This window comes from Streptomyces sp. NPDC031479 (genome assembly GCF_055581065.1).
This window is the reverse complement of the sequence record NZ_JBVIKC010000041.1, coordinates 1-22,791: the sequence shown is the minus strand read 5'-3', so window position 1 is coordinate 22,791 and position 22,791 is coordinate 1. Positions and strand designations below refer to the sequence as shown.

At 71.2% G+C, this 22,791-nt stretch carries 18 protein-coding genes and 1 pseudogene; 6 read left to right on the top strand and 13 right to left on the bottom strand.

Features of this window, described 5'->3' with window-relative positions; genetic code table 11:
* Nucleotides 1-91 precede the first annotated feature (91 nt).
* Nucleotides 92-568 carry a DUF3574 domain-containing protein gene (locus ACZ5D2_RS31890; protein ID WP_371675832.1) on the top strand — a complete coding sequence of 159 codons (477 nt, stop codon included), beginning with the start codon at nucleotides 92-94 and terminating at the stop codon, nucleotides 566-568.
* A gap of 241 nt (nucleotides 569-809) precedes the next feature.
* Nucleotides 810-2,867 carry a SpoIIE family protein phosphatase gene (locus ACZ5D2_RS31885; RefSeq protein ID WP_371675831.1) on the top strand — a complete coding sequence of 686 codons (2,058 nt, stop codon included), beginning with the start codon at nucleotides 810-812 and terminating at the stop codon, nucleotides 2,865-2,867.
* Nucleotides 2,868-2,923: 56 nt separating this feature from the next.
* Here the strand turns inward: ACZ5D2_RS31885 and ACZ5D2_RS31880 are convergent, their stop codons facing one another.
* Nucleotides 2,924-5,731, bottom strand: coding sequence for a SpoIIE family protein phosphatase (locus ACZ5D2_RS31880; RefSeq protein WP_371675830.1), 2,808 nt, complete (start codon nucleotides 5,729-5,731; stop codon nucleotides 2,924-2,926).
* A complete protein-coding gene (locus ACZ5D2_RS31875) occupies nucleotides 5,728-6,735 on the bottom strand; it encodes a GlxA family transcriptional regulator (RefSeq protein ID WP_371675829.1) in 1,008 nt (335 codons plus the stop codon). The genes ACZ5D2_RS31880 and ACZ5D2_RS31875 overlap by 4 nt, the downstream gene beginning before the upstream one ends.
* 113 nt (nucleotides 6,736-6,848) lie before the next feature.
* Between ACZ5D2_RS31875 and ACZ5D2_RS31870 the strand changes: the two genes are divergently transcribed.
* The gene (locus ACZ5D2_RS31870) at nucleotides 6,849-7,451 is read left to right on the top strand and encodes a cysteine hydrolase family protein (protein ID WP_371675828.1); all 603 of its coding nucleotides are present in this window, start codon (nucleotides 6,849-6,851) and stop codon (nucleotides 7,449-7,451) included.
* Nucleotides 7,452-7,586: 135 nt separating this feature from the next.
* Here ACZ5D2_RS31870 and ACZ5D2_RS31865 read toward each other — a convergent pair whose 3' ends face one another.
* Nucleotides 7,587-8,735, bottom strand: coding sequence for a glycerate kinase (locus ACZ5D2_RS31865; RefSeq protein WP_371675827.1), 1,149 nt, complete (start codon nucleotides 8,733-8,735; stop codon nucleotides 7,587-7,589).
* Nucleotides 8,736-8,879: 144 nt separating this feature from the next.
* Here ACZ5D2_RS31865 and ACZ5D2_RS31860 point away from each other — a divergent pair, with 144 nt between their 5' ends.
* The 3 genes from ACZ5D2_RS31860 (at nucleotide 8,880) to ACZ5D2_RS31850 (ending at nucleotide 11,639) form a co-directional block, all read left to right on the top strand.
* The gene (locus ACZ5D2_RS31860; protein ID WP_371675826.1) at nucleotides 8,880-10,598 is read left to right on the top strand and encodes a BCCT family transporter; all 1,719 of its coding nucleotides are present in this window, start codon (nucleotides 8,880-8,882) and stop codon (nucleotides 10,596-10,598) included.
* A gap of 50 nt (nucleotides 10,599-10,648) precedes the next feature.
* Nucleotides 10,649-11,149, top strand: coding sequence for an NUDIX domain-containing protein (locus ACZ5D2_RS31855; protein ID WP_266843700.1), 501 nt, complete (start codon nucleotides 10,649-10,651; stop codon nucleotides 11,147-11,149).
* Between the two features lie 61 nt (nucleotides 11,150-11,210).
* The gene (locus ACZ5D2_RS31850; protein ID WP_266843702.1) at nucleotides 11,211-11,639 is read left to right on the top strand and encodes a hypothetical protein; all 429 of its coding nucleotides are present in this window, start codon (nucleotides 11,211-11,213) and stop codon (nucleotides 11,637-11,639) included.
* 18 nt (nucleotides 11,640-11,657) lie between these two features.
* On the opposite strand, the gene ACZ5D2_RS31845 is transcribed toward ACZ5D2_RS31850, so the two are convergent.
* The 10 genes and pseudogenes from ACZ5D2_RS31845 to ACZ5D2_RS31800 all read right to left on the bottom strand — a co-directional run.
* On the bottom strand, nucleotides 11,658-12,182 hold the full coding sequence (locus ACZ5D2_RS31845; protein ID WP_371675825.1) for a methylated-DNA--[protein]-cysteine S-methyltransferase: 525 nt from the start codon (nucleotides 12,180-12,182) through the stop codon (nucleotides 11,658-11,660).
* A 12-nt stretch (nucleotides 12,183-12,194) separates the two neighbouring features.
* Nucleotides 12,195-13,670, bottom strand: a complete 1,476-nt coding sequence (locus ACZ5D2_RS31840) for an AlkA N-terminal domain-containing protein (protein WP_371675824.1) — start codon at nucleotides 13,668-13,670, stop codon at nucleotides 12,195-12,197.
* Nucleotides 13,671-13,753: 83 nt separating this feature from the next.
* Entirely contained in the window at nucleotides 13,754-15,973 is a 2,220-nt protein-coding gene (locus ACZ5D2_RS31835; protein ID WP_371675823.1) for a protein kinase domain-containing protein, read from the bottom strand.
* Between the two features lie 174 nt (nucleotides 15,974-16,147).
* Complete coding sequence (gene pssA, locus ACZ5D2_RS31830; RefSeq protein WP_199922199.1) at nucleotides 16,148-17,008, bottom strand: CDP-diacylglycerol--serine O-phosphatidyltransferase; 861 nt, start codon at nucleotides 17,006-17,008, stop codon at nucleotides 16,148-16,150.
* Nucleotides 16,995-17,651, bottom strand: a complete 657-nt coding sequence (locus ACZ5D2_RS31825; protein ID WP_030235022.1) for a phosphatidylserine decarboxylase — start codon at nucleotides 17,649-17,651, stop codon at nucleotides 16,995-16,997. Before ACZ5D2_RS31825 ends, pssA begins: the two co-directional genes overlap by 14 nt.
* Nucleotides 17,652-17,837: 186 nt before the next feature.
* Nucleotides 17,838-19,043 carry an acyl-CoA dehydrogenase family protein gene (locus ACZ5D2_RS31820; protein WP_030235019.1) on the bottom strand — a complete coding sequence of 402 codons (1,206 nt, stop codon included), beginning with the start codon at nucleotides 19,041-19,043 and terminating at the stop codon, nucleotides 17,838-17,840.
* A 2-nt stretch (nucleotides 19,044-19,045) separates the two neighbouring features.
* Nucleotides 19,046-19,558: a MaoC family dehydratase gene (locus tag ACZ5D2_RS31815; protein ID WP_030155134.1), complete on the bottom strand. Its 513-nt coding sequence runs from the start codon at nucleotides 19,556-19,558 to the stop codon at nucleotides 19,046-19,048.
* A 5-nt stretch (nucleotides 19,559-19,563) separates the two neighbouring features.
* Complete coding sequence (locus tag ACZ5D2_RS31810) at nucleotides 19,564-20,538, bottom strand: HpcH/HpaI aldolase/citrate lyase family protein (RefSeq protein ID WP_371675822.1); 975 nt, start codon at nucleotides 20,536-20,538, stop codon at nucleotides 19,564-19,566.
* Nucleotides 20,535-22,586, bottom strand: coding sequence for a protein meaA (locus ACZ5D2_RS31805; protein WP_371675821.1), 2,052 nt, complete (start codon nucleotides 22,584-22,586; stop codon nucleotides 20,535-20,537). The genes ACZ5D2_RS31810 and ACZ5D2_RS31805 overlap by 4 nt, the downstream gene beginning before the upstream one ends.
* A 31-nt stretch (nucleotides 22,587-22,617) precedes the next feature.
* A pseudogene (locus ACZ5D2_RS31800) lies at nucleotides 22,618-22,791 on the bottom strand (crotonyl-CoA carboxylase/reductase); the annotation flags it as partial.

The window sequence follows — 22,791 nt, the reverse complement described above, 5'->3', positions numbered from 1 at the left end:
GACCCGACCCGATCCGCCACGACATGCCCCGACCCGACCCGACAGAACCGACCCGACAGAACCGACCCGACCCGACAGACAGGACGACGACATGCGATCCATCCGGATCTCGACGCCCGCGGCTGCCTTCCTGGCGGCGGCGGCCCTCCTCTTCGCGCTGGGCGGCCCCGCCTCGGAGGCCGCCTTCGGTACGCACGAGGCCTCGGCGGCGAGCGAGCAGACCGTCGCCGAGGAGGGCAGCCCGTACATCTCGACGCACCTCTACTTCGGCACCGGGCGCCACAACGGCAACCCGCCGATCACCGAAGAGGAGTTCATGAAGTTCGTGGCCGACGTGATCACCCCGCGCTTCCCCTCCGGGCTCACCCTCCAGGAGGCCCGGGGGCAGTGGCGCGACAAGGAGGGCGACATCAACCGTGAGAGATCGTACGAGCTGACCGTGATGTACCCGGTGCGCGAGGCCCACGCCCGCAACGCCGACATCGAGTACATCCGGCGCCTGTACTGCAAGACCTGGGAGCTGGAGTCGGTCGGCCGTGCCGACGTGCGCGCCCAGGTGGACTTCTGACCGGCCGGCCGACCCGCTGACCGCGGTGCGGCGTGCGGCGGGACGTGGCGGGACGGAGGCGGCGGCTCCTCGCGCCCACCGGGTCCCGCCCCGCCCGCCCCGGCCCGCGCGGGATCCTGACCGCAGCTCCTGCGGATCGCCTTCGTCATGCCCCGGTCCCTCCGGACACAGCGCCCCGGGCCGAGCCCTCGGATAGGGTGAATCGGTAGGAATCGGACCCCCCCGGGGTGAGGTCGCTGCATTGGACACGTACCAGTCGACGAGCGAGGTGCCCGATCCGCCGGCGGCGGGCGTCGGGTACGCGGGCGTACTGCGCGAGCTGCTGCCGATCGCCCTGTGGCGGGAGGACGCGGACGGCGTCGTCGTGGAGTGGTCGCTGGCCGCCCAGGACCTGCTCGGCCACCGCCCCGAGGAGATCCTCGGCCGGCCCGGCAACACCGTCCTCGTACCGGAGGCCAACCGCGAACTCGCCCAGGACCTGACCCGCCGGGTCCAGGCCGGGGAGACCGTCGTCGGCACCCTGCCCGTGCGCCACCGCGACGGCCACCGGGTGGCGATGGAGATGTGGATCGTGCCCGCCGCCGACCCGCAGGGCCGTACGGGTGCCATGCTCATCGCCGTCGAGACCTCCGAGGTCCTGCACATGCGGGACTCCCTCGCCGCCCTCCAGAGCCTGTTCACCCAGTCGCCGATCGGCCTCGCCACCCTCGGCACCGACCTGCGCTTCCTGCGCGTCAACGACGCCCTCGCCCGGATGAACGGCGCCTCCGCCGCCGAGCACCTCGGCCGGCGCCTCACCGAGGTCGTGCCCGGCGTCAACGCCGTCGCCCTGGAGGCCACCATGCGCCGGGTGCTGGAGTCCGGCACCGCCGTCGTCGACGTCCGCCGCACCGGCCGCACCCCCGCCGACCCCGACCACGACCGGACCTGGTCCTGCTCCTACGCCCCGCTGCTCGACGGCTCCGGCCGCCCCCTCGGCGTGATCGCCTCCCTCATCGACATCACCGAGGGCCAGCGGGCCCAGCTGGAGGCCGAACGGGCCCGCGCCCGCTTCGCCCGCCTCGCCGAGGCCGGCACCCGCATCGGCACCACCCTGGACCTGCGCCAGACCGCCCAGGAGATCGTCGACCTGCTGGTGCCGGAGCTCGCCGACTCGGCCGACGTACAGCTCCTCGAATCGGTACTGGAACCGGACGAGGCCGGCGCCTCCACCCAGGGGCTCCTGCGCAGACTCGCGGCCGTCTTCCCCGACCCCTTCGCGCCGACCGCCCGGCTCAAGCCCGGCCAGACCTTCCGGATCCCGGCCGGCACGGCCTACGAACGGGTCATCGAGGAAGGCATCCCGATGAACCTCTACAGCGCCGACGTCCCCGCCCTGATCACCGACCCCAGGGCCGACGAGCTGCGCGCCTACCTCGCCTCCCTCGGCTGCGCCCGCATGGTCCCCCTCGTCGCCCGCGGCACGGTCCTCGGCGCCGTCGCCGTGACCCGGCTGCGCGGACGCGAGCCCTTCGACGAACAGGACTGCGTCCTCGTCGACGAACTCGTCGCCCGCGCCGCCCTCAACATCGACAACGCCCGCATGTACACCACCCAGCGGCGGGCCGCCCTCACCCTCCAGCGCAGCCTCACCAACAGCGCGCTCCCCGAGGTCCCCGGCCTGGAGCTCACCGGCCGCTACCTGCCCGCCAGCGACCACGACGTGGGCGGCGACTGGTTCGACGTCATCCAGCTGCCCGGCGGCCGCACCGGCCTGGTCATCGGGGACGTGATGGGCCACGGGATCCACGCGGCCGCCGTCATGGGCCAGCTGCGCACCGCCGTGCGCACCCTCGCCCGCCACGACGTGCCGCCCGACCGGATGCTCCGCTCCCTGGACGCCGTCGTCGCGGACCTCGGCGAGGACGAGATGGCCACCTGCGTGTACGCCGTCCACGACCCGGCGGCCGGCGGCTGCGCCATGGCCCGCGCCGGCCACCCGCCGCCCGCCGTGGCCACCGCCGACGGCACGGTGTCCTTCCTCCAGGGCCCGCCCGGGACCCCGCTGGGCACCGGCGGCCGGGACTTCCCCGTCCAGGAGGTCCCGCTGCCCCCGGGGACCCTGCTCGCCCTCTACACCGACGGGCTGATCGAAGCCCGCGACCGGGACCTCGACGAGGGCCTCGAACGCCTCGCGCTGGCGCTGCGACGGGCCACGGAGCCCCTGGAGACCCTGTGCGAGGGCATTTTGGCCGGGCTGCTGCCCGCGGCGCCCCAGGACGACGTGGCGGTGCTGCTGGCCCGCCCCCGCCCGCTCTGACACCACGGGCCCCGCCGCCGGGCATCGGCCCGCCCGGGGCCCGTGCCCCGCCCCCGTCACCAGGCCAGGTCCTCCAGCGCGTCCAGGTCCAGCGCCCCGGGCAGCGGCGGCCCGTCGCCGTCCGACGGCGACAGCTCCGCCCAGATGACCTTGCCGCGCTCCGTGTACCGGGTCCCCCACCGGTCGGCGTACTGCGCGACCAGGAACAGCCCGCGCCCGCCCTCGTCGGTGGTGGTCGCGTACCGCAGGTGCGGGGAGGTGCTGCTGCTGTCGGACACCTCGCAGATCAGGTTGCGGTCCCGCAGCAGCCGGACCCGGATCGGCTCGTTCCCGTACCGGATGGCATTGGTGATCAGCTCGCTGAGCACCAGCTCGGCAGGGAAGGAGACCTCCTCCATCCCCCAAGCGGCCAGCTGCGCCGAGGCCTCCCGGCGCACCCGCGAGACGGCCACCGGGTCGCCCGGCACGTCCCACTCGGCGATCCGGCCGGCATCCAGCCGCCGGGTGTCGGCGATCAGCAGCGCGATGTCGTCGCTCGGCGCAGGGAACAGCAGCGCCGCCAGGACGTCCGCGCAGGCCTGCTCGGGGCTGCGGCCGGGCTGTGCCAGGGTCTCCCGGAGCACCGCCAGCCCGGCGTCGAAGTCCCGGTCGCGGTCCTCCAGCAGCCCGTCCGTGAACAGCACGAGCCGGCTCCCCTCGGGCAGCACCAGCCCCGCCGTCTCGAAGGGCATACCGCCCACCCCCAGGGGGAGCCCGGCCGGCAGCTCCGGGAACTCCACCCGCCCGTCGGCATGCACCAGGGCGGGCCCCGGGTGGCCGGCGCTGGCCATCGTGCACTGCCCGGAGACCGGGTCGTACACCGCGTAGAGGCAGGTGGCGCCCGTGATCCCGGCGGTCTCCTCCACTTCCCGGCCGTCGCCCGCGCCGGGGTCCCCGCCGTCGCCCGCGGCGGGCTTGCCGTTCTCCAGCTGGTCGATCCGGTCGATCAGCTCGTCCAGGTGTCCCAGCAGCTCGTCGGGCGGGATGTCGAGCGTGGAGAAGTTGTGCACGGCGGTCCGCAGCCGGCCCATCGTGGCCGCGGCGTGCACCCCGTGCCCCACGACGTCGCCCACCACCAGCGCCACCCGGGCCCCCGGCAGCGGGATCACGTCGAACCAGTCCCCGCCCACGCCCGCCTTCGCGGGCAGGTACCGGAAGGCAACGTCCACCGCGCTCAGGTCCGGCAGCACCCGGGGCAGCAGACTGCGCTGGAGGGTCACGGCGGTGGCGTGCTCACGGGTGAAGCGGCGGGCGTTGTCGATGGACACGGCCGCCCGTGCCCCCAGCTCCTCGGCGAAGGACAGGTCCTCCTCGTCGAAGGCCTCGGGCGTGTCGGCGGCCCGCCAGAAGTTGGCCATGCCGAGGACCACGCCCCGCGCCTGGAGCGGTACGGAGATCAGCGAGTGGAGTCCGTAGTCGAGGGCGACCCGGGTTCCGGCCGCGTCCTGGGCCCGCCAGCCCATGGCGGCGTGCAGGTCGGCGGCGAGCACCGCGTGCCCGGCGTCCAGGGCCGCCGCCATCGGAGCGGTCGGCACCGCGAAGCGGATGACGTCCCCGACCGGCTGGAGCGGCTGGTCGCTGCGGACCCCGGTCATGGCCGCCCGCCGCATCTCGGTGTGCACCCCGGAGGCGGGGGAGGGCTCGTCCCCGCGCAGCACCGGCTCCAGCAGCTCGACGGTGACGAAGTCGGCGAAGCGCGGGACGGCCACCTCCGACAGCTCCTCGGCGGTGCGCACCACGTCCAGGGTGGTCCCGATGCGCACCCCGGCGTCGTAGAGCAGCTGGAGCCGCTCCCGGGCCACCTCGGCGCGGCCGGAGAGCGCCGAGAGCTCAGTGGTGTCGCGCAGGGTCATGACGCTGCCCGAGGGCCGTCCGCCGGAGGGCTGGGTGGGCCGTACGTTGACGGCCAGGAGCCGGTCGCCCGCCAGGTGCACCTCGTCGGTGGCGACCCGGCCGGAGACCAGCAGCTCGGTGGTGCGCGGGTCGAGGCCGAGGTCGGCCACGTGCCGCCGTTCGGCGTCGGGGGGCAGGTCCAGCAGCCGTCGGGCCTCGTCGTTGGCGAGCAGCAGCCGGTGGTCGGCGTCGACGATGAGCACGCCCTCGCGCACCGCGTGCAGCACCGCCTCGTGGTGCTCGTTCATCCTGGCCATGTCGGCCGCGCCCAGGCCCCGGGTCTGGCGCCGCAGCCTCCGGCTGACCAGTGCGGCGCCCGCGGTCCCCAGGAGCAGGGCCCCGGCGGCCGCGCCGAGCAGCAGCGGCAACTGCCCGCTCAGGGCCTGCCCGACGTTCTGCACCTCGATGCCGGTGGCGACCAGGCCGACGACCTTCCCCTGCGCGTCGCGTACGGGGACCACGGCGCGGACCGCGTCGCTCGGCTGGCCCGTGAAGACTTCCGTGAACGAGTGTCCGGCCGCCGCGCGGGCGAGGTCGCCCTTGGCGCGCTTGCCGATCAGCTCGGGCCGGGAGTCGGTGTAGCGGATGCCGTCCTTGGTCATGACGGCGACGAAGTCGAGGCCGGAGCCCCGGCGGGCGCCCTCCGCCAGGGGTTCCAGCGAGGCCGTCGGGTCGGAGGAGGCCAGGGCGGCGGGCAGACCGGGGGCGTGGGCGAAGGCCTCGGCGGCGGCGAGGGCGCGGTTACGGGCGTCCTGCCGGCTGTCGTAGCGGGCCTGGAACACCAGGGCGAGCGTGGCCGCAGTGATCAGCACCAGCACGATGACGGCCTGGAGCACGAAGACCTCGCCGGAGAGGCTGCGGCGGCCCAGGGAGTGGCGCGCGGGCAGGCTTTCCGGCCGCGCTTCACCGTCCCGACCCGAACGTGCGGTCATGAGCCATTTCTAACACTGTCGCCGCCCGGGGGTGAGGCGGCGGGGACCGCGGAGGCGGCGGACGCCGCCGCGCGGTAGGCGCGCGGGCTCACACCGACGTGGGCGCCGAAGTGCTGGCGGAAGGTGACCTCGCTGGCGAACCCGGCCCGCCGGGCCACCTCGGGGACCGGATGGTCGGTGCGTTCCAGCAGCTTGCGGGCCTCGTCCAGACGGTGCCGCAGCAGCCATTTGTGGGGGGTGGTCCCGGTGGCGGCGGCGAAGTGCCGGGCGAAGGAACGGGGGGACATGCCCGCCCACCGCGCCAGCGTGGCCACGTCCAGAGGCTCGTGCAGCCGTCGCAGGGCCCGTTCCCGTACGGCGGCCAGCGCCTCGGCCGTCCGGTCGGCCGACGGGGTGGGCCGGTCCAGGTACTGGGCGTGGTCCCCGGTGCGGAAGGGGCCGGTCACCATCGAGCGGGCGATCGCGGCGGCCGCCTCGGACCCGTGGGCCTCGCGCACCAGGTGCAGGCACAGGTCGATGCCGGAGGCCACCCCGGCGGAGGTCCACAGCCCGTCGTCCTCCACGTAGAGCGGGGCCTCCTCGACCAGCACCTCGGGGTGGCGGGCGGCGAGCTGCGGGGCGAGCCACCAGTGGGTCACCGCGCGGCGGCCGTCGAGCAGCCCGGCCTCGGCGAGGACGAAGGCCCCCGCGCACAGGGCGGCCACCGGAACGCCCCGGGCGTGCGCCGCCCGCAGCGCGGCCAGCACCGGCTCGGGCGTCGGGTCGGTGGGCTCCGCCAAGGCCGGTACGACGACCAGATCGGCGGCGCCGAGCCAGTCGAGGCCCCGGTCGGGGGTGAGGGTGAGCCCGCCGGGCAGCGCGATCGGACCGCTCTCCAGCGCGCAGCGGCGCAGTTCGAAGGGCGGTACCCCGGCCCGGGCGCGGTCCGGGCCCCAGACCTCGGTGATGACGGCGAGGTCGAAGCTGCGGATCCCGGGCTGGGCGACGATCGCGACGCGGTGCATGCGGCAACTCTGCCAGAACCGGGGTGCACGGAACTGCCAGCCTGGCAGGATCCCATCGTTCACGGTCCCCGCAGCCGCTGGGGCGCGCCCCGCCCGACGGCCACGATGGAGCCATGAACGAGACCGCGATCGAGATCGCCCCCGACAGTGCCCTGATCGTCATCGACGTCCAGAAGGGCTTCGACGACGCCTCCTTCTGGGGTCCGCGCAACAACCCGGCCGCCGAGGAGAACATCGCCGCGCTGATGGACGCCTGGCGGGAGTCGGGCCGCCCCGTCGTCCTCGTCCGGCACGCCTCCGCCCGCACCGGCTCCGTCCTCGCCCCGGACCGGCCCGGATACGCCCTCAAGGACTTCGTCGAGGAGCGCCGCCACGACTCCCCGCTGATCACCAAGACCGTCAACTCGGCCTTCTACGGGACCCCCGACCTGGCGGCCTGGCTGACGGCACGGGGCATCGGCCAGCTGGTCGTCGTGGGGATCCAGACCAACATGTGCGTCGAGACCACCGCCCGCATGGCCGGGAACCTCGGCTACGACGTGCTCGTACCGCTGGACGCCACCCACACCTTCGACCTCGCGGGCCCGGCGGGCCTGTCCCTGACCGCCGACGAGCTGGCCACCGCCACCGCCGTCAACCTCCAGGGCGGCGGCTTCGCCCGGGTCGTGACCACGGCCGGCCTGCTCTCCGCGGCCCGCACCGCGCTCAGCGCGTAGCCCCTGTTCCGGGACGGCGCCGGCGCCCCGCCCTCCGGCCACCCGGCCCCGCGGGAGGGCGGGCTCCGTAACGCCCGAGGCCCGGCACCCCCGCCAAGGGGGTGCCGGGCCTCGGGGCCGCGCTCCGGGAGGAACTCAGAGCACGTCGGCGGCGATGTTCTCCGCGACCCGCTCCAGCAGGGGACCGGCGTTCGGGATGGACTTGGCCGGGTCGGGCTCCAGGTCCGTCAGCGGGTAGGCCCGGCGGATGCCGGCACCCTCCAGGGCCTCCTGGGTCAGCAGCAGGCGCCCGCAGACGGCCACGACCGGCTTGCCGGCGGCCCGCGCCGCGGCGGCGACGCCCGCCGGGGCCTTGCCGTGCAGGGTCTGCTCGTCCAGCGAACCCTCACCGGTGATCACCAGCGTGGCGCGCTCCAGCGCCGGGGCGAAGCCCAGCACCTCCAGCATCAGCTCGATGCCGGGACGGAACGTGGCGCCGAGCAGCAGCGCACCGTAGCCGATGCCGCCGGCCCCGCCCGCGCCCGGCAGCACCGCGCACTCGGCGGCCTTCGGGCCGATCGACTTCTCCAGCACCACCGCGAAGTGCGCCAGCGCCGCGTCGAGCGTCGCCACGTCCTCGGGCGAGGCGCCCTTCTGCGGGCCGTAGACCGCCGCGCAGCCCTTCGGGCCGGTCAGCGGGTTGTCCACGTCGCTGGCCAGGACGAAGTCCACCTCCGCGAAGCGGGGGTCGATACCGGACAGGTCCGCGGAGGCCAGGCCGGCCAGCGCGCCGCCGCCCGGACCGACCGGTTCGCCGTTCGCGTCCAGGAACACCGCGCCCAGCGCGGCCAGCATGCCCGCGCCGCCGTCGGTGGTGGCACTGCCGCCCACACCGAAGACGATCGAGCGCGCGCCCGCGTCCAGCGCGGCCCTGAGTAGCTCGCCGGAACCGTACGTGGTCGCCGTCAGCGCCGCGAAGGTGCCCGCGGGCAGCAGCTGGAGGCCGGAGGCCTCCGCCATCTCGACCACCGCGGTGCCCTCGCGCAACGCGAACGCGGCCGTGACCTGGTCGCCGAGGGGGCCGGTGACCCGTACCTCCCGGCGTTCGAACCCGGCCGCGACAGCGGCCGCGACGGTCCCGTCGCCGCCGTCCGCGACCGGGAGGGTCTCGATCTCCACGCCCGGTACGGCCCTGCGGAGCCCCGCCGTCACCCGCTCAGCGACCTGAACGGCCGTGAGCGAGCCCTTGAATTTGTCCGCGGCGATGAGCACGCGCGCGGCCTCAGTTACTGCTCCGTCCGTCACCTTTGCTAATCCCTTGCTATCGAACAGTGCAGTCGCGCCACCATGAGCTTATCCGGAGGATCCTCCTATGCCCATGAGTGGCCTGGGCCACATGCGGCGCGCCATGCGCCTAAATACGGATATACGCCTGCATAGTGTGGCCGCATGGGCACGGATTCGATGGAACAGCAACCTCCGGATGTCCGGGGAGAGGGGGCCGGCTCCCCGGCGGACGGCGCGCCCGACCGCACCGTCGTCACCGTGGGGGTGGTCGCCGTGCTCGCCGTCGTCGCCTGGGCGGCCCTGGGCGGGAGCTCCTTCGACACGGCCTCCGGCACGGCCCTGGCCTGGGTGCTGAACAACTTCGCCTGGCTCTTCGTGATCGCCGCCGACGTGTTCCTCGTCATGTGCGTCGTCCTCGCCATCAGCCGCTTCGGCCGGATCCGGCTGGGCGCCGACGACTCCGAGCCCGAGTTCACCAACCTCGCGTGGATCGCGATGATGTTCAGCGCGGGCATGGGCATCGGCCTGATGTTCTACGGGGTGGGCGAGCCGCTCACCCACTACCTGATCCCGCCCCCGGCCTCCGGGGCCGCCCCGAGCAGCGGCGCCTCGGCCCTGGCGGCCATGGAGTACAGCTTCTTCCACTGGACCCTCACCCCCTGGGCGATCTACGGCATCGCCGGCCTCGCCCTCGCCTACGCGACCTTCCGCAAGGGCCGCGGCAACCGGCTCAGCTCCGCCTTCGTGCCGCTGATGGGGGAGGAGCGGGCCAACGGGTGGGCCGGGAAGGCCGTCGACCTCCTGGCCGTCTTCGCCACCGTCTTCGGCACCGCCACCAGCCTCGGCCTCGGCGCGCTCCAGGTCTCCAAGGGGCTCAGCATCACCACGGGAATCGAGGACTCCACCGGTGTCGAACTGATCATCATCGCTTCGCTGTCGGCGGCCTTCGTGCTCTCCGCCTTCTCCGGCCTGCACAAGGGCGTGAAGTGGCTGAGCACCATCAACATCGTGCTCGCCGCGGTCCTGATGGTCTTCGTCTTCGTGCTCGGCCCCACCATCTACATCCTGGACGTGATCCCCTCCAGCATCGGCGGCTACCTGCACGAACTCGTGCCCATGGCCACCCGCACCGGCGCCTTCACCGACGCCAAGTGGCTCGGCGCCTGGACGATCTTCTACTGGGCGTGGTGGCTCTCCTGGGCCCCGTTCGTCGGCACCTTCATCGCCCGCATCTCCCGCGGCCGCACCATCCGCGAGTTCCTCATCGGCGTGCTCCTGGTTCCCAGCGGCGCCACCGTCGTCTGGTTCTGCGTCATGGGCGGCACCGCCATCCGCCTCGACTCCACCGGCGTCGTCGACTTCGCGGCCAAGATCAAGGACGGTACGGAGGCCTCGCTGTTCGCGATGCTCGACGCGCTCCCGCTCGGCACGGTCACCTCCTGGGTGGCGATGGCCCTCGTCATGACGTACTTCGTCACCAGCGCCGACTCCGCCTCCCTGGTCATGGGCTCGCTCACCAGCCGCGGCTCGCTGCACCCGCCGACCTGGCTCGTCGTCACCTGGGGCGTCCTGATGGCCGGCGTGGCCGCCGTCCTGCTCGTCGCCGGCGGCCTCAAGTCCCTGCAGACCGCGACCATCCTGGTCGCGCTGCCGTTCGTGATCGTCATGATGCTGCTCTGCTGGGCGCTGGTGAAGGAACTCCGGACGGACCCCGGCGCCGGCCCCGCCCGCCACCACGCCCATCACGGGATGCGGGACGCCGTCAAGGCGATGGTCGGCGACGCCGTCACCGAACAGGGCCCCGCCCGCCACCACCGGCTGCGGCGCGTCGCCGAGTCCAAGGGCCGCGACCGCGAGGACGGCGGCCACCCCCAGGGGTGATCGCGGGGGCGCCCGGCACCCGTGCCGGGCGGGCCGGTTAGGGTGGCCGCGTGACCACCACCGATGACTACGCCGCCTACATCGCGAGCCTGCCGAGGGTGCTGGCCGGGGCCGCCGCCCTCTACCGCGACGCGCGGGGCCGGGTCCTGCTGGTCGAGCCCAACTACCGCGAGGGCTGGGCCCTGCCGGGCGGCACCGTCGAGTCCGACCGGAACGAGTCCCCCCGCACCGCCGCCCGGCGCGAGAGCGCCGAGGAGATCGGCATCGACGTCCCCCTCGGGCGGCTCCTCGCCGTCGACTGGAGCCTGGGACCCGGCCGCCCGCCCCTGGTGGCCTACCTCTACGACGGCGGGGTGCTCGACGCCGACCGGCTCGACGCCGTCGTGCTCCAGGAGGAGGAACTCCTCTCCTGGAAGCTCGTCGAGCCCGAGCGGCTCACCGAATACCTCCCCGGAGCGGTCGGCCTGCGCGCCCGGGAGGCGTGCCGCGTCCTGGAATCGGGCGGCGGCACCGTGGAACTGGAGAACGGCCGCCGGCCCGACTCCGCGTAAGACCCCGGCCCGGCCGGGGGGTTGAACACGGCGCCTACTGCGAGCAGGACAGAATCAGCAGATGATCACGATGTACGCCTGGCCCAGCACGGCCGACGGTCCCGACGCCCTCCCCATGGTCCACTTCACCACCGAAGAGCAGTCGGGGGGCGAGGTCACCGAAGAGGGCACCCCGGTCTGGCTGTTCGACACCGCGATACGCGAGGGGGGCTGGGCCCCGTTCGAGGACTTCGAGGGCTGGTCCGCTCCCGCCGAGGGCTGGCAGGCCTTCTACCGCCGCGAGGACGACCTGCTCGCCGTCACCGGCCCCGGCGCCTGCGAGGGCTGGTACCAGGGCCGGCTCGGCGCCGACGGCGACTGGGTGACCGCCGCCGCCACCCAGCAGAGCCTCGTCCTGCTGGCCGCCCCCGTCCAGCACCCGTCCCTCTACGCCTACGCGGTGGAGGCCGGAGCCGGCTTCGCCCTCCTCGTCCCCCTGGCCGTCATCTGACCCCGACGGTAGCCGTCCCTACCGCCCCTCCAGCTCCAGCAGCCGCACCTTGCGGTCCAAGCCGCCGCCGTAGCCCGTCATCGCGCCCGAGGCGCCGATGACGCGGTGGCACGGCACGATGATGCTGACCGGGTTCTTCCCGTTGGCCAGACCCACCGCCCGCGAGGCGTTCGGCTTGCCGAGCTCCGCCGCGAGCCGCCCGTAGGACCAGGTCTCGCCGTACGGGATCCGCAGCAGCTGCTCCCACACGCTGCGCTGGAACGGGGTGCCCTCCAGGTGGACCGGGACGGTGAACTCCGTCAGCTCCCCGGCGAAGTACGCCGTCAGCTCGCGCACCACCTCGGGGAAGGGCCCCTCGTCGGCCGGCACCCGCTCCCCGAAGGTCTCCTCACCGGGCCTGTGCCGGTGCTCGGTCATGTACAGGGCACTGAGCACCCCGTCGGTGGCCACCAGGGTCAGGGTCCCCAGGGGACTCTGCACCTCGGTGTGGGTCTTCCTGCTGCTCACGGCGCTGCTCGCGGCGCTGTTCATTCCTCGGCTCATGTGCTCCGCTCCTCAAACGGGGAGGTGGTTGATGGCGTGGTCCTCGGTGGCCCACAGGTACTGCACGGCGTACGCCCGCCAGGGCCGCCACCCGGCCGCCCGGTCGGTCAGGGCGGCCGGGGTGGACGGCAGCCCCAGCCCCCGGGCGGCCCGCCGGACCCCCAGGTCGGACGGCAGGAACGCGTCCGGGTCGCCCAGCGCCCGCATCGCGATGATCTCGGTGGTCCACGGCCCGAAACCGGGCAGGGCGTTCAGGGCGGCGCGGGCCGCCTCCCAGTCGCTGTCGATGCCCAGCGGCAGCGAACCGTCCGCCAGCGCCCCGACCAGGGTGGTGAGCGTGGTGCGGCGGCTGCGCGGCATCGACAGGGTCTCCGGGTCGAGGCCGGCCAGCGCCTCCGGGGCCGGGAAGAGGTGGGTCAGCCCGCCCTGCGGATCCTCCACCGGCTCCCCGTACGCGGTCACCAGGCGGGCCGCGTGCGTGCGCGCGGCGGCCGTGGACACCTGCTGGCCCAGCACCGCCCGTACGGCGAACTCCGCCGCGTCCACGGTGCGCGGAACCCGCCGCCCGGGCGCCTTGTCCACCAGCGGGGCCAGCAGCGGATCGGTGCGGAGCTGGTCGTCCACGGCCTCCGGGTCGGCGTCCAGGTCCAGCATCCAGCGGCAGCGGCTGATGGCGATGGTCAGGTCCCGCAGGTCGGTCAGGGCCAGCCGGCAGCCGATGTGCTCGGGACCCGGCGTGAGCGCGACCACCCCGGTGCCGTACGGGAGCCGCAGCGTCCGCCGGTAGGCCCCGTCCCGCCACTCCTCCACCCCGGGGACGGCGGTGGCGGCCAGGTGCCCGAAGAGGTTGTCGGGGTTCAGCGGGGCCCGGTAGGGCAGCCGAAGACTGATCGTCCCGGGCACCCGGGGCTCACTGCGGCCGGCCTTGGCGGCCCTCGCCCGCAGCTCGCCGGGGGTGAGCGCGAAGACCTCGCGCACCGTCTCGTTGAAGTTGCGGATGGAGGCGAACCCGGCGGCGAACGCGACGTCGCCCATCGGCAGCTCGGAGGTCTCGATCAGCAGCCGGGCGGTCTGCGCGCGCTGCGCGCGGGCGAGCGAGAGGGGCCCGGCCCCCAGCTCGGCGCCGAGCTGCCGCTCGACCTGGCGGGTGGAGTACCCGAGCCGGGCCGCCAGCCCGGTGACCCCCTCCCGGTCGACCACCCCGTCCTGGATCAGCCGCATGGCCCGGGCCACGGCGTCGGCGCGGGCGTTCCACTCGGGAGAGCCGGGGCTCGTGTCCGGCCGGCACCGCTTGCAGGCCCGGTACCCGGCCTGCTGGCAGGCGGCGGCGCTGGGCAGGAAGCTCATGTTCTCGACCTTGGGGGGCACGGCGGGACAGCTGGGCCGGCAGTAGATCCCGGTGGTCCGGACGGCGGTGAAGAACCACCCGTCGAAACGGGCGTCCTTCGACTGCACGGCCCTGACGCAGCGGTCGGTGTCGGTGTACATGCCCCCAGCTTCCCGTCCGGACCGGACCCGGGCTGGCAGTTTTCCGACATCAAGGTTACGTGGGCCGTGCTGTCAGCTCATCCTCACCACTGCTCGATGCCAGCCACTGTCTGCGAGATCACCTCCACCACGCGGTTGACCCCGGCCACGTCGAGGGTGACGTCCTCCACTCCCAGGAAGCACTGGTAGGCGCCCTTGTTCCCTGCGCTGCGCCGTACCCCCGGCAGCTTCCCCACGATGCGGTCGAGGCGCAGGTTTATCGACTGGCGGGCGGACTTGCCGGAGGTGAGTGAGGGAACGGGGATCCCGGAGGTAACCGAAAGCTCGATCTCAAGAGACGCCCGCCCCAAGCTTGTGAAGTTCTTGATCCGAACGACGATCTCCACCTGGCGGGACCGGCTGTTCATCCGGCACTCACCCTCGCTGGCGGCATACTCGTTCATGCCGGCGTATAGGTGTCCGATCCGTCGGCAGAGGTCCTGCTCCGGCACGGAGTCCGTACCGCTGGCCATCTGGATGATGGACTCCGCCTCACGTAGGACGCTGACGAAAAGTCCGACGTTCTCCGGGCGCTGGCTGGGGTTTTTGTCAGTCGCCTCTCGGTAGAGTCCGATCAGGGCGTCAGCGGCCCGGTCGTCGATCCATTGGCCGAGCTCGCGGGTGAGGATCTCGACGTTTTTTGCGAAGTTCTCGCCGCTGGGGTCCCGGCCGGTGATCACGAAGAACATCAGCTGGGCCAGACTGAAGACGTCCACGGTTTCACTGCGGGCGGTTTTGGCATTGGGCTCGAACAGCTGTTCCGGTGCTGCGTAGTTGATCACTCCCCCCACCCCGATGTTGGTGGTGACGGTGCGATTGGTTTCGTGGTACGCGAGGTCGAAGTCGGTCAGGTAGGGCTGGAGTCGGCCTGTCTCGCCGTCGTACGTGGCGATGATGTTTTCCGGCTTGATGTCGCGGTGCCGCACTTGCTGTGAGTGGGCGTGACGGACTGTCTCGCAGACGTCGATCATCAGCTGAAGGACCGCTTCAGGTTCCTCGCGGTTGATGTACGCCTTGCGGAGGTTGTCGCCTGGGATGGCGTCCATGAGGAAGCCGTAGGGCGCCGAGATCATCTCGTGCACCCTCACGATGTGTGGATGGGCGAGCTTCCGCATGTTGTGGTAGCCATTGGCGAAGCGGCGTACCTTCACCTCGTCATCCAGTTCGTTTCCGTGGAAGACCTTCATGGCGTATGACCTGCCATCCGGGTCCTCCAGTAGCCACACATGACCGTAGCCGCCGTGGCCCAGGGGGCGAACGACACGACCGAACCGGGTCTCTTCGCCGACGCTGAGATCTCCGAGATTCTTGCGGAACTCCCGGACTCGGGACATGAGCGACTGCCAGTCGGGATTCCGCTTGACGTCCGGCAGGGCCTTCTCGGTGTCGTCGAACCACTTGACCAGAGGAACCAGCTGGGCTGAACAGTGCTTGGCGCCGTATTTGAGTCGTACGTTACGTTCAGACAGCTGGCTCAACTGGAGGTAGTGGTATTCGTCCACCAGGGAGTGGGCCTTGGCGAGGTTGTGCGCGAGCTCGTCCTTGCCGATGGGAGGGCCCTCCCGGGGCGGAAAGCCCCTTCCGAGGACGACCGTGCCGGCGATGTCGCCCTTGAAGACGGGGGTCTGGATGGCCTCGGATACCACGGCGGCCACATACTCGTACACTCCCAGAAGTGTGACCTCGCCGCTCCAGTTCACGGCAGACCCCATCACGGCCTCCGTCAGGGCGCTGGTGAAGACGCCCCGTCCGGAGAACTCCAACGCCTTCTGTTCAGGGCGGCAAGCGGCCAGGATGCACCGGCTCTCATTGACGGCGGGTACCTCACGCTCAATGTCCCCAGCCTGGAGGGGTCGACTGCTCGTCCAGGTGAAGGCCGACCCTGAATGACAGCAGTCGAGCACGGTGATCACGTGCTTGAAGCGGTGGCTCGCTGACTCCATCAGCTGACCTAGCTGGCTCAGCGGGATGCCGAGGTCGTAGGCCTCCCCGTCGTAGGTGACGAGGTGCCCTGCCTGTCCGAGTACCGCACCATGTCCGGCGAAGTAGAAGAGCAGGGTATCGCCCTCCTCCTCGCCATAGGCGAGTTCCGATAAGGAGCGGACGATGTTGCTGCGGGTGGCCTGCGAATCGACCAGCAGCTTGCAGTCGAAGTCGAACTCAGGGAAGGAGAGGCAGGTCGCCATGTCCCTCGCATCGTTGACGCACCCTGCTAACGGGGCCTCCAGGTAGCGGTCGATCCCCACGATCACGGCCTTGTTCACATTGATTCCTCAACCTGGACGGGTCTGTGTTCACGCTGTGCAGCGACATGCTAGACACTGCGAGACCGATCGTCACACCCTGTGGAGCGGGGCAATCCGTGGGGACGCATATACGAGGAGACCCCGGGCGCCTCAGGGCGTCCGGGGTCTCGCGCGCACGGCCGAGCGGCGGCGTTACGGCAGCTGCGCCGCCCGCGCCTCCCGCCGGTTGTGGCGGAACGTGTTCGCGCGACGGGTCGTCGCGAACAGCGGAATGGTCGCCGCCAGAGCGATCTGCAGCGCGCAGCCCGTCTGGAGCAGGAGCTGCCCACCCGGGGCGTCGAACGCCCAGGCGGCCAGCAGCCCCATGGCACCGACGATCCAGCTGAGCATCGCCGCCGCGAGGACACCCCGCGGCTTGGGGTACTCGACCCGGCTCACCATCAGCCAGGCCACCCCGATGATCGCCAGCAGCGTCGGCACGAACGGCAGCTCCAGCAGCACGATCGAGACGACCGTCAGGGCGCCGAAGGGGCTGGGCATGCCCTGGAACATGCCGTCCTTCATGGTCACGCAGCTGAATCTCGCCAGCCGCAGGACCACCGCCAGCAGCACCACGATCGCCGCCAGTGCCGACATCTTCTGGTGCGCGTCGTCGGCGACCATGCCGTAGACGAGCACGAAGTACGCCGGCGCCAGACCGAAGCTGATCAGGTCGGACAGGTTGTCGAGCTCCGCGCCCATCGGCGAGCTGCGCAGCTTCCGGGCGACGATGCCGTCGAAGAGGTCGAAGACCGCCGCGAGGAGCATCAGTATCACCGCGGTCGCCGCGCTGTGCCGGGCCATGCCCGACTCGCCGCTGCCGGTGAGGTGCGGGATGAGGATTCCGGTGGTGGTGAAGTACACCGCCATGAATCCGCAGGTCGCGTTACCGAGGGTGAGGGTGTCCGCTATCGACAGCCGCAGCGAGAGCGGCATGTCGTCTTCGGCGGACTCCTCCTCGGCGCGCTCGGGAACCCAGCCGGTGGCAGGGGTCTCAGGGTCAGTCACGGTCAATTCGGGTCACCCCCGCGGTGGTGGCCTGACCGACCTCGACCGCGACCTCGACACCCTCGGGGAGGTAGATGTCGACGCGCGAGCCGAAGCGGATCAGACCGATGCGTTCGCCCTGCTCCACCTTGGTGCCGGCCGGCAGGTACGGGACGATGCGACGCGCGACGGCGCCGGCGATCTGCACCATCTCGATGTCGCCGAGCTCGGTGTCGAAGTGCCAGACGACGCGCTCGTTGTTTTCGCTCTCCTTGTTGAACGCCGGGACGAACCCGCCGGGGATGTGCTCCACGGACGTCACCGTGCCCGCGAGGGGCGCGCGGTTGACGTGGACGTTCAGCGGGCTCATGAAGATCGCGACGCGAGTGCGCCCGTCCTTCCACGGCATGATGCTCTGCACCACACCGTCGGCGGGCGAGATGACGCGGCCCTCGGTGATCTCACGCTCGGGGTCGCGGAAGAACCACAGCATGCCCGCCGCGAGCGCGGTGGCGGGCACGGCCGCCGCGGCCCAGCGTCCGGACTTGCGCGCCCGGGTGAGGCTGAGGGCCGCGGTGGCGACGGTCGGCAGAAGCCACGGCGATGCTCCGCGTGCGAGACGTCCACCGAGGAGGCCGACGCGAGGTGCAGAGGTTTGGCTGTGGGGCATGGATGACCTTCGTAGCGGGTGATTGCCGCGCCGCAAACGGGGGGACGGGACGGCGGCTTTACTGGAATGCTATCGGTTGCGCGCAACAACTGGGCAAGCCAGAAGCCGAGTCGATGACCCCCGACCCGTGACTGCTAGTGACTCTTTCGCGGTGAATCGCTGGGCGATTCACCGCAAAAGGGACTTTCAGCCCTGGGTCCGGTACTCCTCAAGCAGGCGTCGCCCGATGATCATTTTCTGGATCTCGGCGGTACCTTCGCCGATCAGCAGCATCGGCGCCTCGCGGTAGAGGCGCTCGATCTCGTACTCCTTCGAGAATCCGTAGCCGCCGTGGATGCGGAAGGCATCCTCCACGACCTCCTTGCAGTATTCGGAGGCGAGGTACTTCGCCATCCCGGCTTCGAGGTCGTTTCGTTCCCCGGAGTCCTTTTTGCGTGCTGCATTGACCATCATGGCATGGGCGGCTTCGACCTTGGTAGCCATCTCGGCCAGCTTGAACTGGATGGCCTGGTGCTCGGCGATCGCCTTGCCGAAAGTGTGACGTTGCTGGGCATAGGAGACACCCAGCTCGAACGCACGCTGAGCGACGCCGCAGCCACGGGCCGCCACGTTGACGCGGCCGACCTCGACCCCGTCCATCATTTGGTAAAACCCTCGGCCCGTCTGGCCGCCGAGGACGCGATTGGCCGGAATGCGCAGTCCGTCCATGATGAGCTCGGTCGTGTCGACGCCCTTGTAGCCCATCTTGTCGATCTTGCCCGGAATCGTCAGGCCCGGACGGACCTCTCCGAAGCCCGGCTCCTTCTCCACGAGGAAGGTGGTCATCGACTTGTGGGGCGCGGTGCCCTCGGGGTGTCCTTCGTCACTCCGGACCAGGACGGCCACCAGCGTGGACGTGCCGCCGTTCGTCAGCCACATCTTCTGGCCGTTCAGGACGTACTCGTCGCCGTCCTTCACCGCCTTGGACGTGATGGCCGACACGTCCGAGCCCAGACCCGGCTCGGACATCGAGAACGCGCCCCGGACCTCGCCCAGCGCCATCCGCGGGAGGAAGTGGTCCTTCTGCTCCTGCGTGCCGTGCTGCTTGAGCATGTACGCCACGATGAAGTGGGTGTTGATGATGCCCGAGACGGACATCCAGCCCCGCGCTATCTCCTCGACGCACAGCGCGTAGGTGAGCAACGACTCACCCAGGCCGCCGTACTCCTCGGGGATCATCAGGCCGAACAGGCCGAGCTCCTTGAGACCGTCGACGATCTGCTGCGGGTACTCGTCGCGGTGCTCCAGCTCGGTCGCGACCGGGATGATCTCCTTGTCGACGAACTCGCGGACCGTCTTCAGGATCTCCCGCTGGACGTCCGTGAGCCCGGCGGTCTGGGCGAGTCGGGCCATGGCTACTTCCCCTGTTCCTTCAGCTGCGGGCGGCCGGGCTGCTCGCCGCCGCGCTCCTTGATGTACGTCTCGGTCGGGACCATCACCTTGCGCCGGAAGACGCAGACGAGGGTGCCGTCCTGCTTGTAGCCCTTGGTCTCGACGTAGACGATCCCGCGGTCGTTCTTCGACTTCGACGGGGTCTTGTCGAGGACCGTGGTCTCGCCGTAGATCGTGTCGCCGTGGAAGGTCGGCGCCACGTGCCGCAGGGACTCGATCTCCAGGTTGGCGATGGCCTTCCCGGAGACGTCCGGCACGGACATGCCCAGCAGCAGGGAGTAGATGTAGTTGCCGACGACCACGTTCTTGCCGAAGTCCGTGGTGTTCTCGGCGTAGTTGCTGTCCATGTGCAGCGGGTGGTGGTTCATGGTCAGCAGGCAGAAGAGGTGGTCGTCGTACTCCGTGACCGTCTTTCCTGGCCAGTGCTTGTAGACCGCGCCGACCTCGAACTCTTCGTAGGTGCGTCCGAACTGCATCGGGATCAGGCCTCCGGGATCTCGAACTTGCTGGTGCGCTGCATGCCGGCGGCCCGGCCCTTGCCGGCGATGACCAGGGCCATCTTGCGGCTGGCCTCGTCGATCATCTCGTCGCCGAGCATCGCGGAGCCCTTCTTGCCGCCCGCCTCGGAGGTGCACCAGTCGTACGCGTCGAGGATCAGCTCGGAGTGGTCGTAGTCCTCCTGGGAGGGGGAGAAGACCTCGTTGGCGGCGTCGACCTGGCCGGGGTGCAGGACCCACTTGCCGTCGAAGCCCAGGGCGGCGGCGCGGCCGGCCACCTCGCGGTAGGCGTCCACGTCGCGGATCTGCAGGAAGGGGCCGTCGATCGCCTGGAGGTTGTGCATGCGGGCCGCCATCAGGATCCGCATCAGGATGTAGTGGTAGGCGTCCGCCGGGTAGCCGGGCGGCTGCATGCCCACGACCAGGGACTTCATGTTGATCGAGGCCATGAAGTCGGCCGGGCCGAAGATGATGGTCTCCAGCCGCGGCGAGGCGCCGGCGATCGCGTCGACGTTCACCAGGCCCTTGGCGTTCTCGATCTGCGCCTCGATGCCGATCTTGCCGACCTCGAAGCCCATCGTCTTCTCGATCTGCGTCAGCAGCAGGTCGAGCGCCACGACCTGCTGGGCGTCCTGGACCTTCGGCAGCATGATGCAGTCGAGGTTCTGGCCGGCGCCCTCGACGACGGTGATGACGTCACGGTACGTCCAGTGGGTGGTCCAGTCGTTGACGCGCACCACACGGGTCTTGCCGGTCCAGTCGCCGTTGTTCAGCGCGTCCACGATCGTGTGGCGGGCGCCTTCCTTGGCGAGCGGGGCGCAGGCGTCCTCCAGGTCGAGGAAGACCTGGTCGGCGGGCAGGCCCTGGGCCTTCTCCAGGAACCGCGGGTTCGAGCCCGGCACCGCGAGGCAGGAACGGCGCGGCCGCAGCCGGTTCACGGGAGACGTGGGCGTGGTCATGCGGAGACCTCCAGAGGGTCGAGCTTGTTCGCTTTCCGGATCTCGTCGACGATACGGCCGATGATCTCCGTGATACCGAAGTCCTTGGGTGTGAAGACGGCGGCGACTCCGGCCGCCTTGAGCGCGATGGCGTCGGCGTTCGGAATGATGCCGCCGAGGACGACGGGTACGTCACCCGCCCCCGCCGTGCGGAGGCGTTCCAGCACGTCCGGCACGAGCGCGCTGTGCGAGCCGGACAGGATGGACAGTCCCACGCAGTGCACGTCTTCGGCCAGTGCCGCCGAGGAGATCTCCTCGGGCGTCAGCCGGATGCCCTGGTAGACCACCTCGAATCCGGCGTCGCGGGCCCGTACGGCGATCTGCTCGGCGCCGTTGGAGTGCCCGTCCAGGCCCGGCTTGCCGACCAGCAGGCGCAGCCGGCCGGAACCGAGGTCCTCGGCGGTGCGGGCGACCTTCTCGCGGACGAGGGCCATCGGCGTGCCCTCCTCGGCGGTGACGGCCACCGGGGCCGAGGAGACCCCGGTCGGGGCGCGGAACTCGCCGAAGACCTCGCGCAGCGCGTTCGCCCACTCGCCGGTGGTGACACCGGCACGGGCGCATTCGAGGGTCGCCTCCATCAGGTTCTCGGTCCCGGCGGCGGCCTCCTTGAGCCGGTCCAGGGCCTGCATCACCGTCGGGAAGACGAACGGGTCGCCGCCGCCCTGCCGGTCCGAGGACTCCTGCCGCTCGGCCCGCCAGCGGACGATCCGCTCCACGGTCAGCGCCTCGGTGGCCGGGTCGACCGTCATGATGGCGCCGTCCAGGTCGGCCGTCAGCGGGTTCTCCTCGGTCTGCTCGAAGCAGTTGACGCCGACGATCTTGTCCTGGCCGGCCTCGATCCGGGCGCGCCGCTCGGCGTGCGAGGCGACCAGCTCGCCCTTCAGGTACCCGGACTCGACGGCGGCCATCGCACCGCCCATCTCCTGGATCCGGTCGATCTCGGCCATGCAGTCGGCGACCAGGGAGTCGACCTTGGCCTCGATGACGTGGGAGCCGGCGAAGATGTCCTCGTACTCCAGCAGGTCGCTCTCGTGCGCCAGGACCTGCTGGATGCGCAGCGACCACTGCTGGTCCCAGGGCCGGGGCAGGCCCAGTGCCTCGTTCCAGGCGGGCAGCTGCACGGCGCGGGCGCGGGCGTCCTTGGAGAGGGTGACGGCCAGCATCTCCAGGACGATCCGCTGGACGTTGTTCTCGGGCTGCGCCTCCGTCAGACCCAGCGAGTTGACCTGGACGCCGTAGCGGAAGCGGCGCTGCTTCTCGTTCTCGATGCCGTAGCGCTCCCGGGTGACCTGGTCCCAGATCCGGCCGAAGGCGCGCATCTTGCACATCTCCTCGATGAAGCGGACGCCCGCGTTCACGAAGAAGGAGATGCGGGCGACCACCTCGCCGAAGCGCTCCTCGGGCACCTGGCCCGAGTCGCGCACCGAGTCCAGGACGGCGATCGCGGTGGACATCGCGTACGAGATCTCCTGGACCGGGGTGGCCCCGGCCTCCTGGAGGTGGTACGAGCAGATGTTGATCGGGTTCCACTTCGGGATGTGGTTGACCGTGTACGCGATCATGTCCGTCGTCAGCCGGAGCGACGGCCCGGGCGGGAAGACGTGCGTCCCGCGCGAGAGGTACTCCTTGACGATGTCGTTCTGGGTGGTGCCCTGGAGCAGGGAGACGTCCGCTCCCTGCTCCTCGGCCGCCACCTGGTAGAGCGCCAGCAGCCACATGGCGGTGGCGTTGATCGTCATCGAGGTGTTCATCTGTTCCAGGGGGATGTCCTGGAACAGCCGTCGCATGTCGCCCAGGTGGGAGACCGGGACCCCGACCCGGCCCACCTCGCCGCGGGCGAGGATGTGGTCCGGGTCGTAGCCGGTCTGCGTCGGCAGGTCGAAGGCCACCGACAGGCCGGTCTGCCCCTTGGCGAGGTTGCGGCGGTACAGCTCGTTGGACGCCTCGGCCGTGGAGTGGCCGGCGTACGTCCGCATGAGCCACGGACGGTCTTTCTGGCGCTCTGTCATCTCAGGCGATCCTTATGGCCTTTGAGCGGACTCAGACGTTGCGGAAGCGGTTGATCGCGTCGAGGTGCTGCGCGCGCAGCTCGTGGTCGCGGATGCCGAGGCCCTCTTGCGGGGCGAGGGCGAGGACGCCGACCTTGCCCTGGTGGAGGTTGCGGTGGACGTCGTAGGCGGCCTGCCCGGTGTCTTCCAGGGAGTAGACCTTGGA

Excerpts from the sequence above, each read along its gene's own strand:
- ACZ5D2_RS31820 (WP_030235019.1), bottom strand. The coding sequence starts at position 19,043 with ATGGCCCGACTCGCCCAGACCGCCGGGCTCACGGACGTCCAGCGGGAG.
- ACZ5D2_RS31870 (WP_371675828.1), top strand. The coding sequence starts at position 6,849 with ATGAACGAGACCGCGATCGAGATCGCCCCCGACAGTGCCCTGATCGTC.
- ACZ5D2_RS31850 (WP_266843702.1), top strand. The coding sequence starts at position 11,211 with ATGATCACGATGTACGCCTGGCCCAGCACGGCCGACGGTCCCGACGCC.
- ACZ5D2_RS31890 (WP_371675832.1), top strand. The coding sequence starts at position 92 with ATGCGATCCATCCGGATCTCGACGCCCGCGGCTGCCTTCCTGGCGGCG.
- ACZ5D2_RS31880 (WP_371675830.1), bottom strand. The coding sequence starts at position 5,731 with ATGACCGCACGTTCGGGTCGGGACGGTGAAGCGCGGCCGGAAAGCCTG.
- ACZ5D2_RS31815 (WP_030155134.1), bottom strand. The coding sequence starts at position 19,558 with ATGCAGTTCGGACGCACCTACGAAGAGTTCGAGGTCGGCGCGGTCTAC.
- ACZ5D2_RS31825 (WP_030235022.1), bottom strand. The coding sequence starts at position 17,651 with ATGCCCCACAGCCAAACCTCTGCACCTCGCGTCGGCCTCCTCGGTGGA.
- ACZ5D2_RS31845 (WP_371675825.1), bottom strand. The coding sequence starts at position 12,182 with ATGAGCCGAGGAATGAACAGCGCCGCGAGCAGCGCCGTGAGCAGCAGG.
- ACZ5D2_RS31840 (WP_371675824.1), bottom strand. The coding sequence starts at position 13,670 with ATGTACACCGACACCGACCGCTGCGTCAGGGCCGTGCAGTCGAAGGAC.
- ACZ5D2_RS31805 (WP_371675821.1), bottom strand. The coding sequence starts at position 22,586 with ATGACAGAGCGCCAGAAAGACCGTCCGTGGCTCATGCGGACGTACGCC.
- ACZ5D2_RS31860 (WP_371675826.1), top strand. The coding sequence starts at position 8,880 with ATGGGCACGGATTCGATGGAACAGCAACCTCCGGATGTCCGGGGAGAG.
- ACZ5D2_RS31810 (WP_371675822.1), bottom strand. The coding sequence starts at position 20,538 with ATGACCACGCCCACGTCTCCCGTGAACCGGCTGCGGCCGCGCCGTTCC.
- ACZ5D2_RS31875 (WP_371675829.1), bottom strand. The coding sequence starts at position 6,735 with ATGCACCGCGTCGCGATCGTCGCCCAGCCCGGGATCCGCAGCTTCGAC.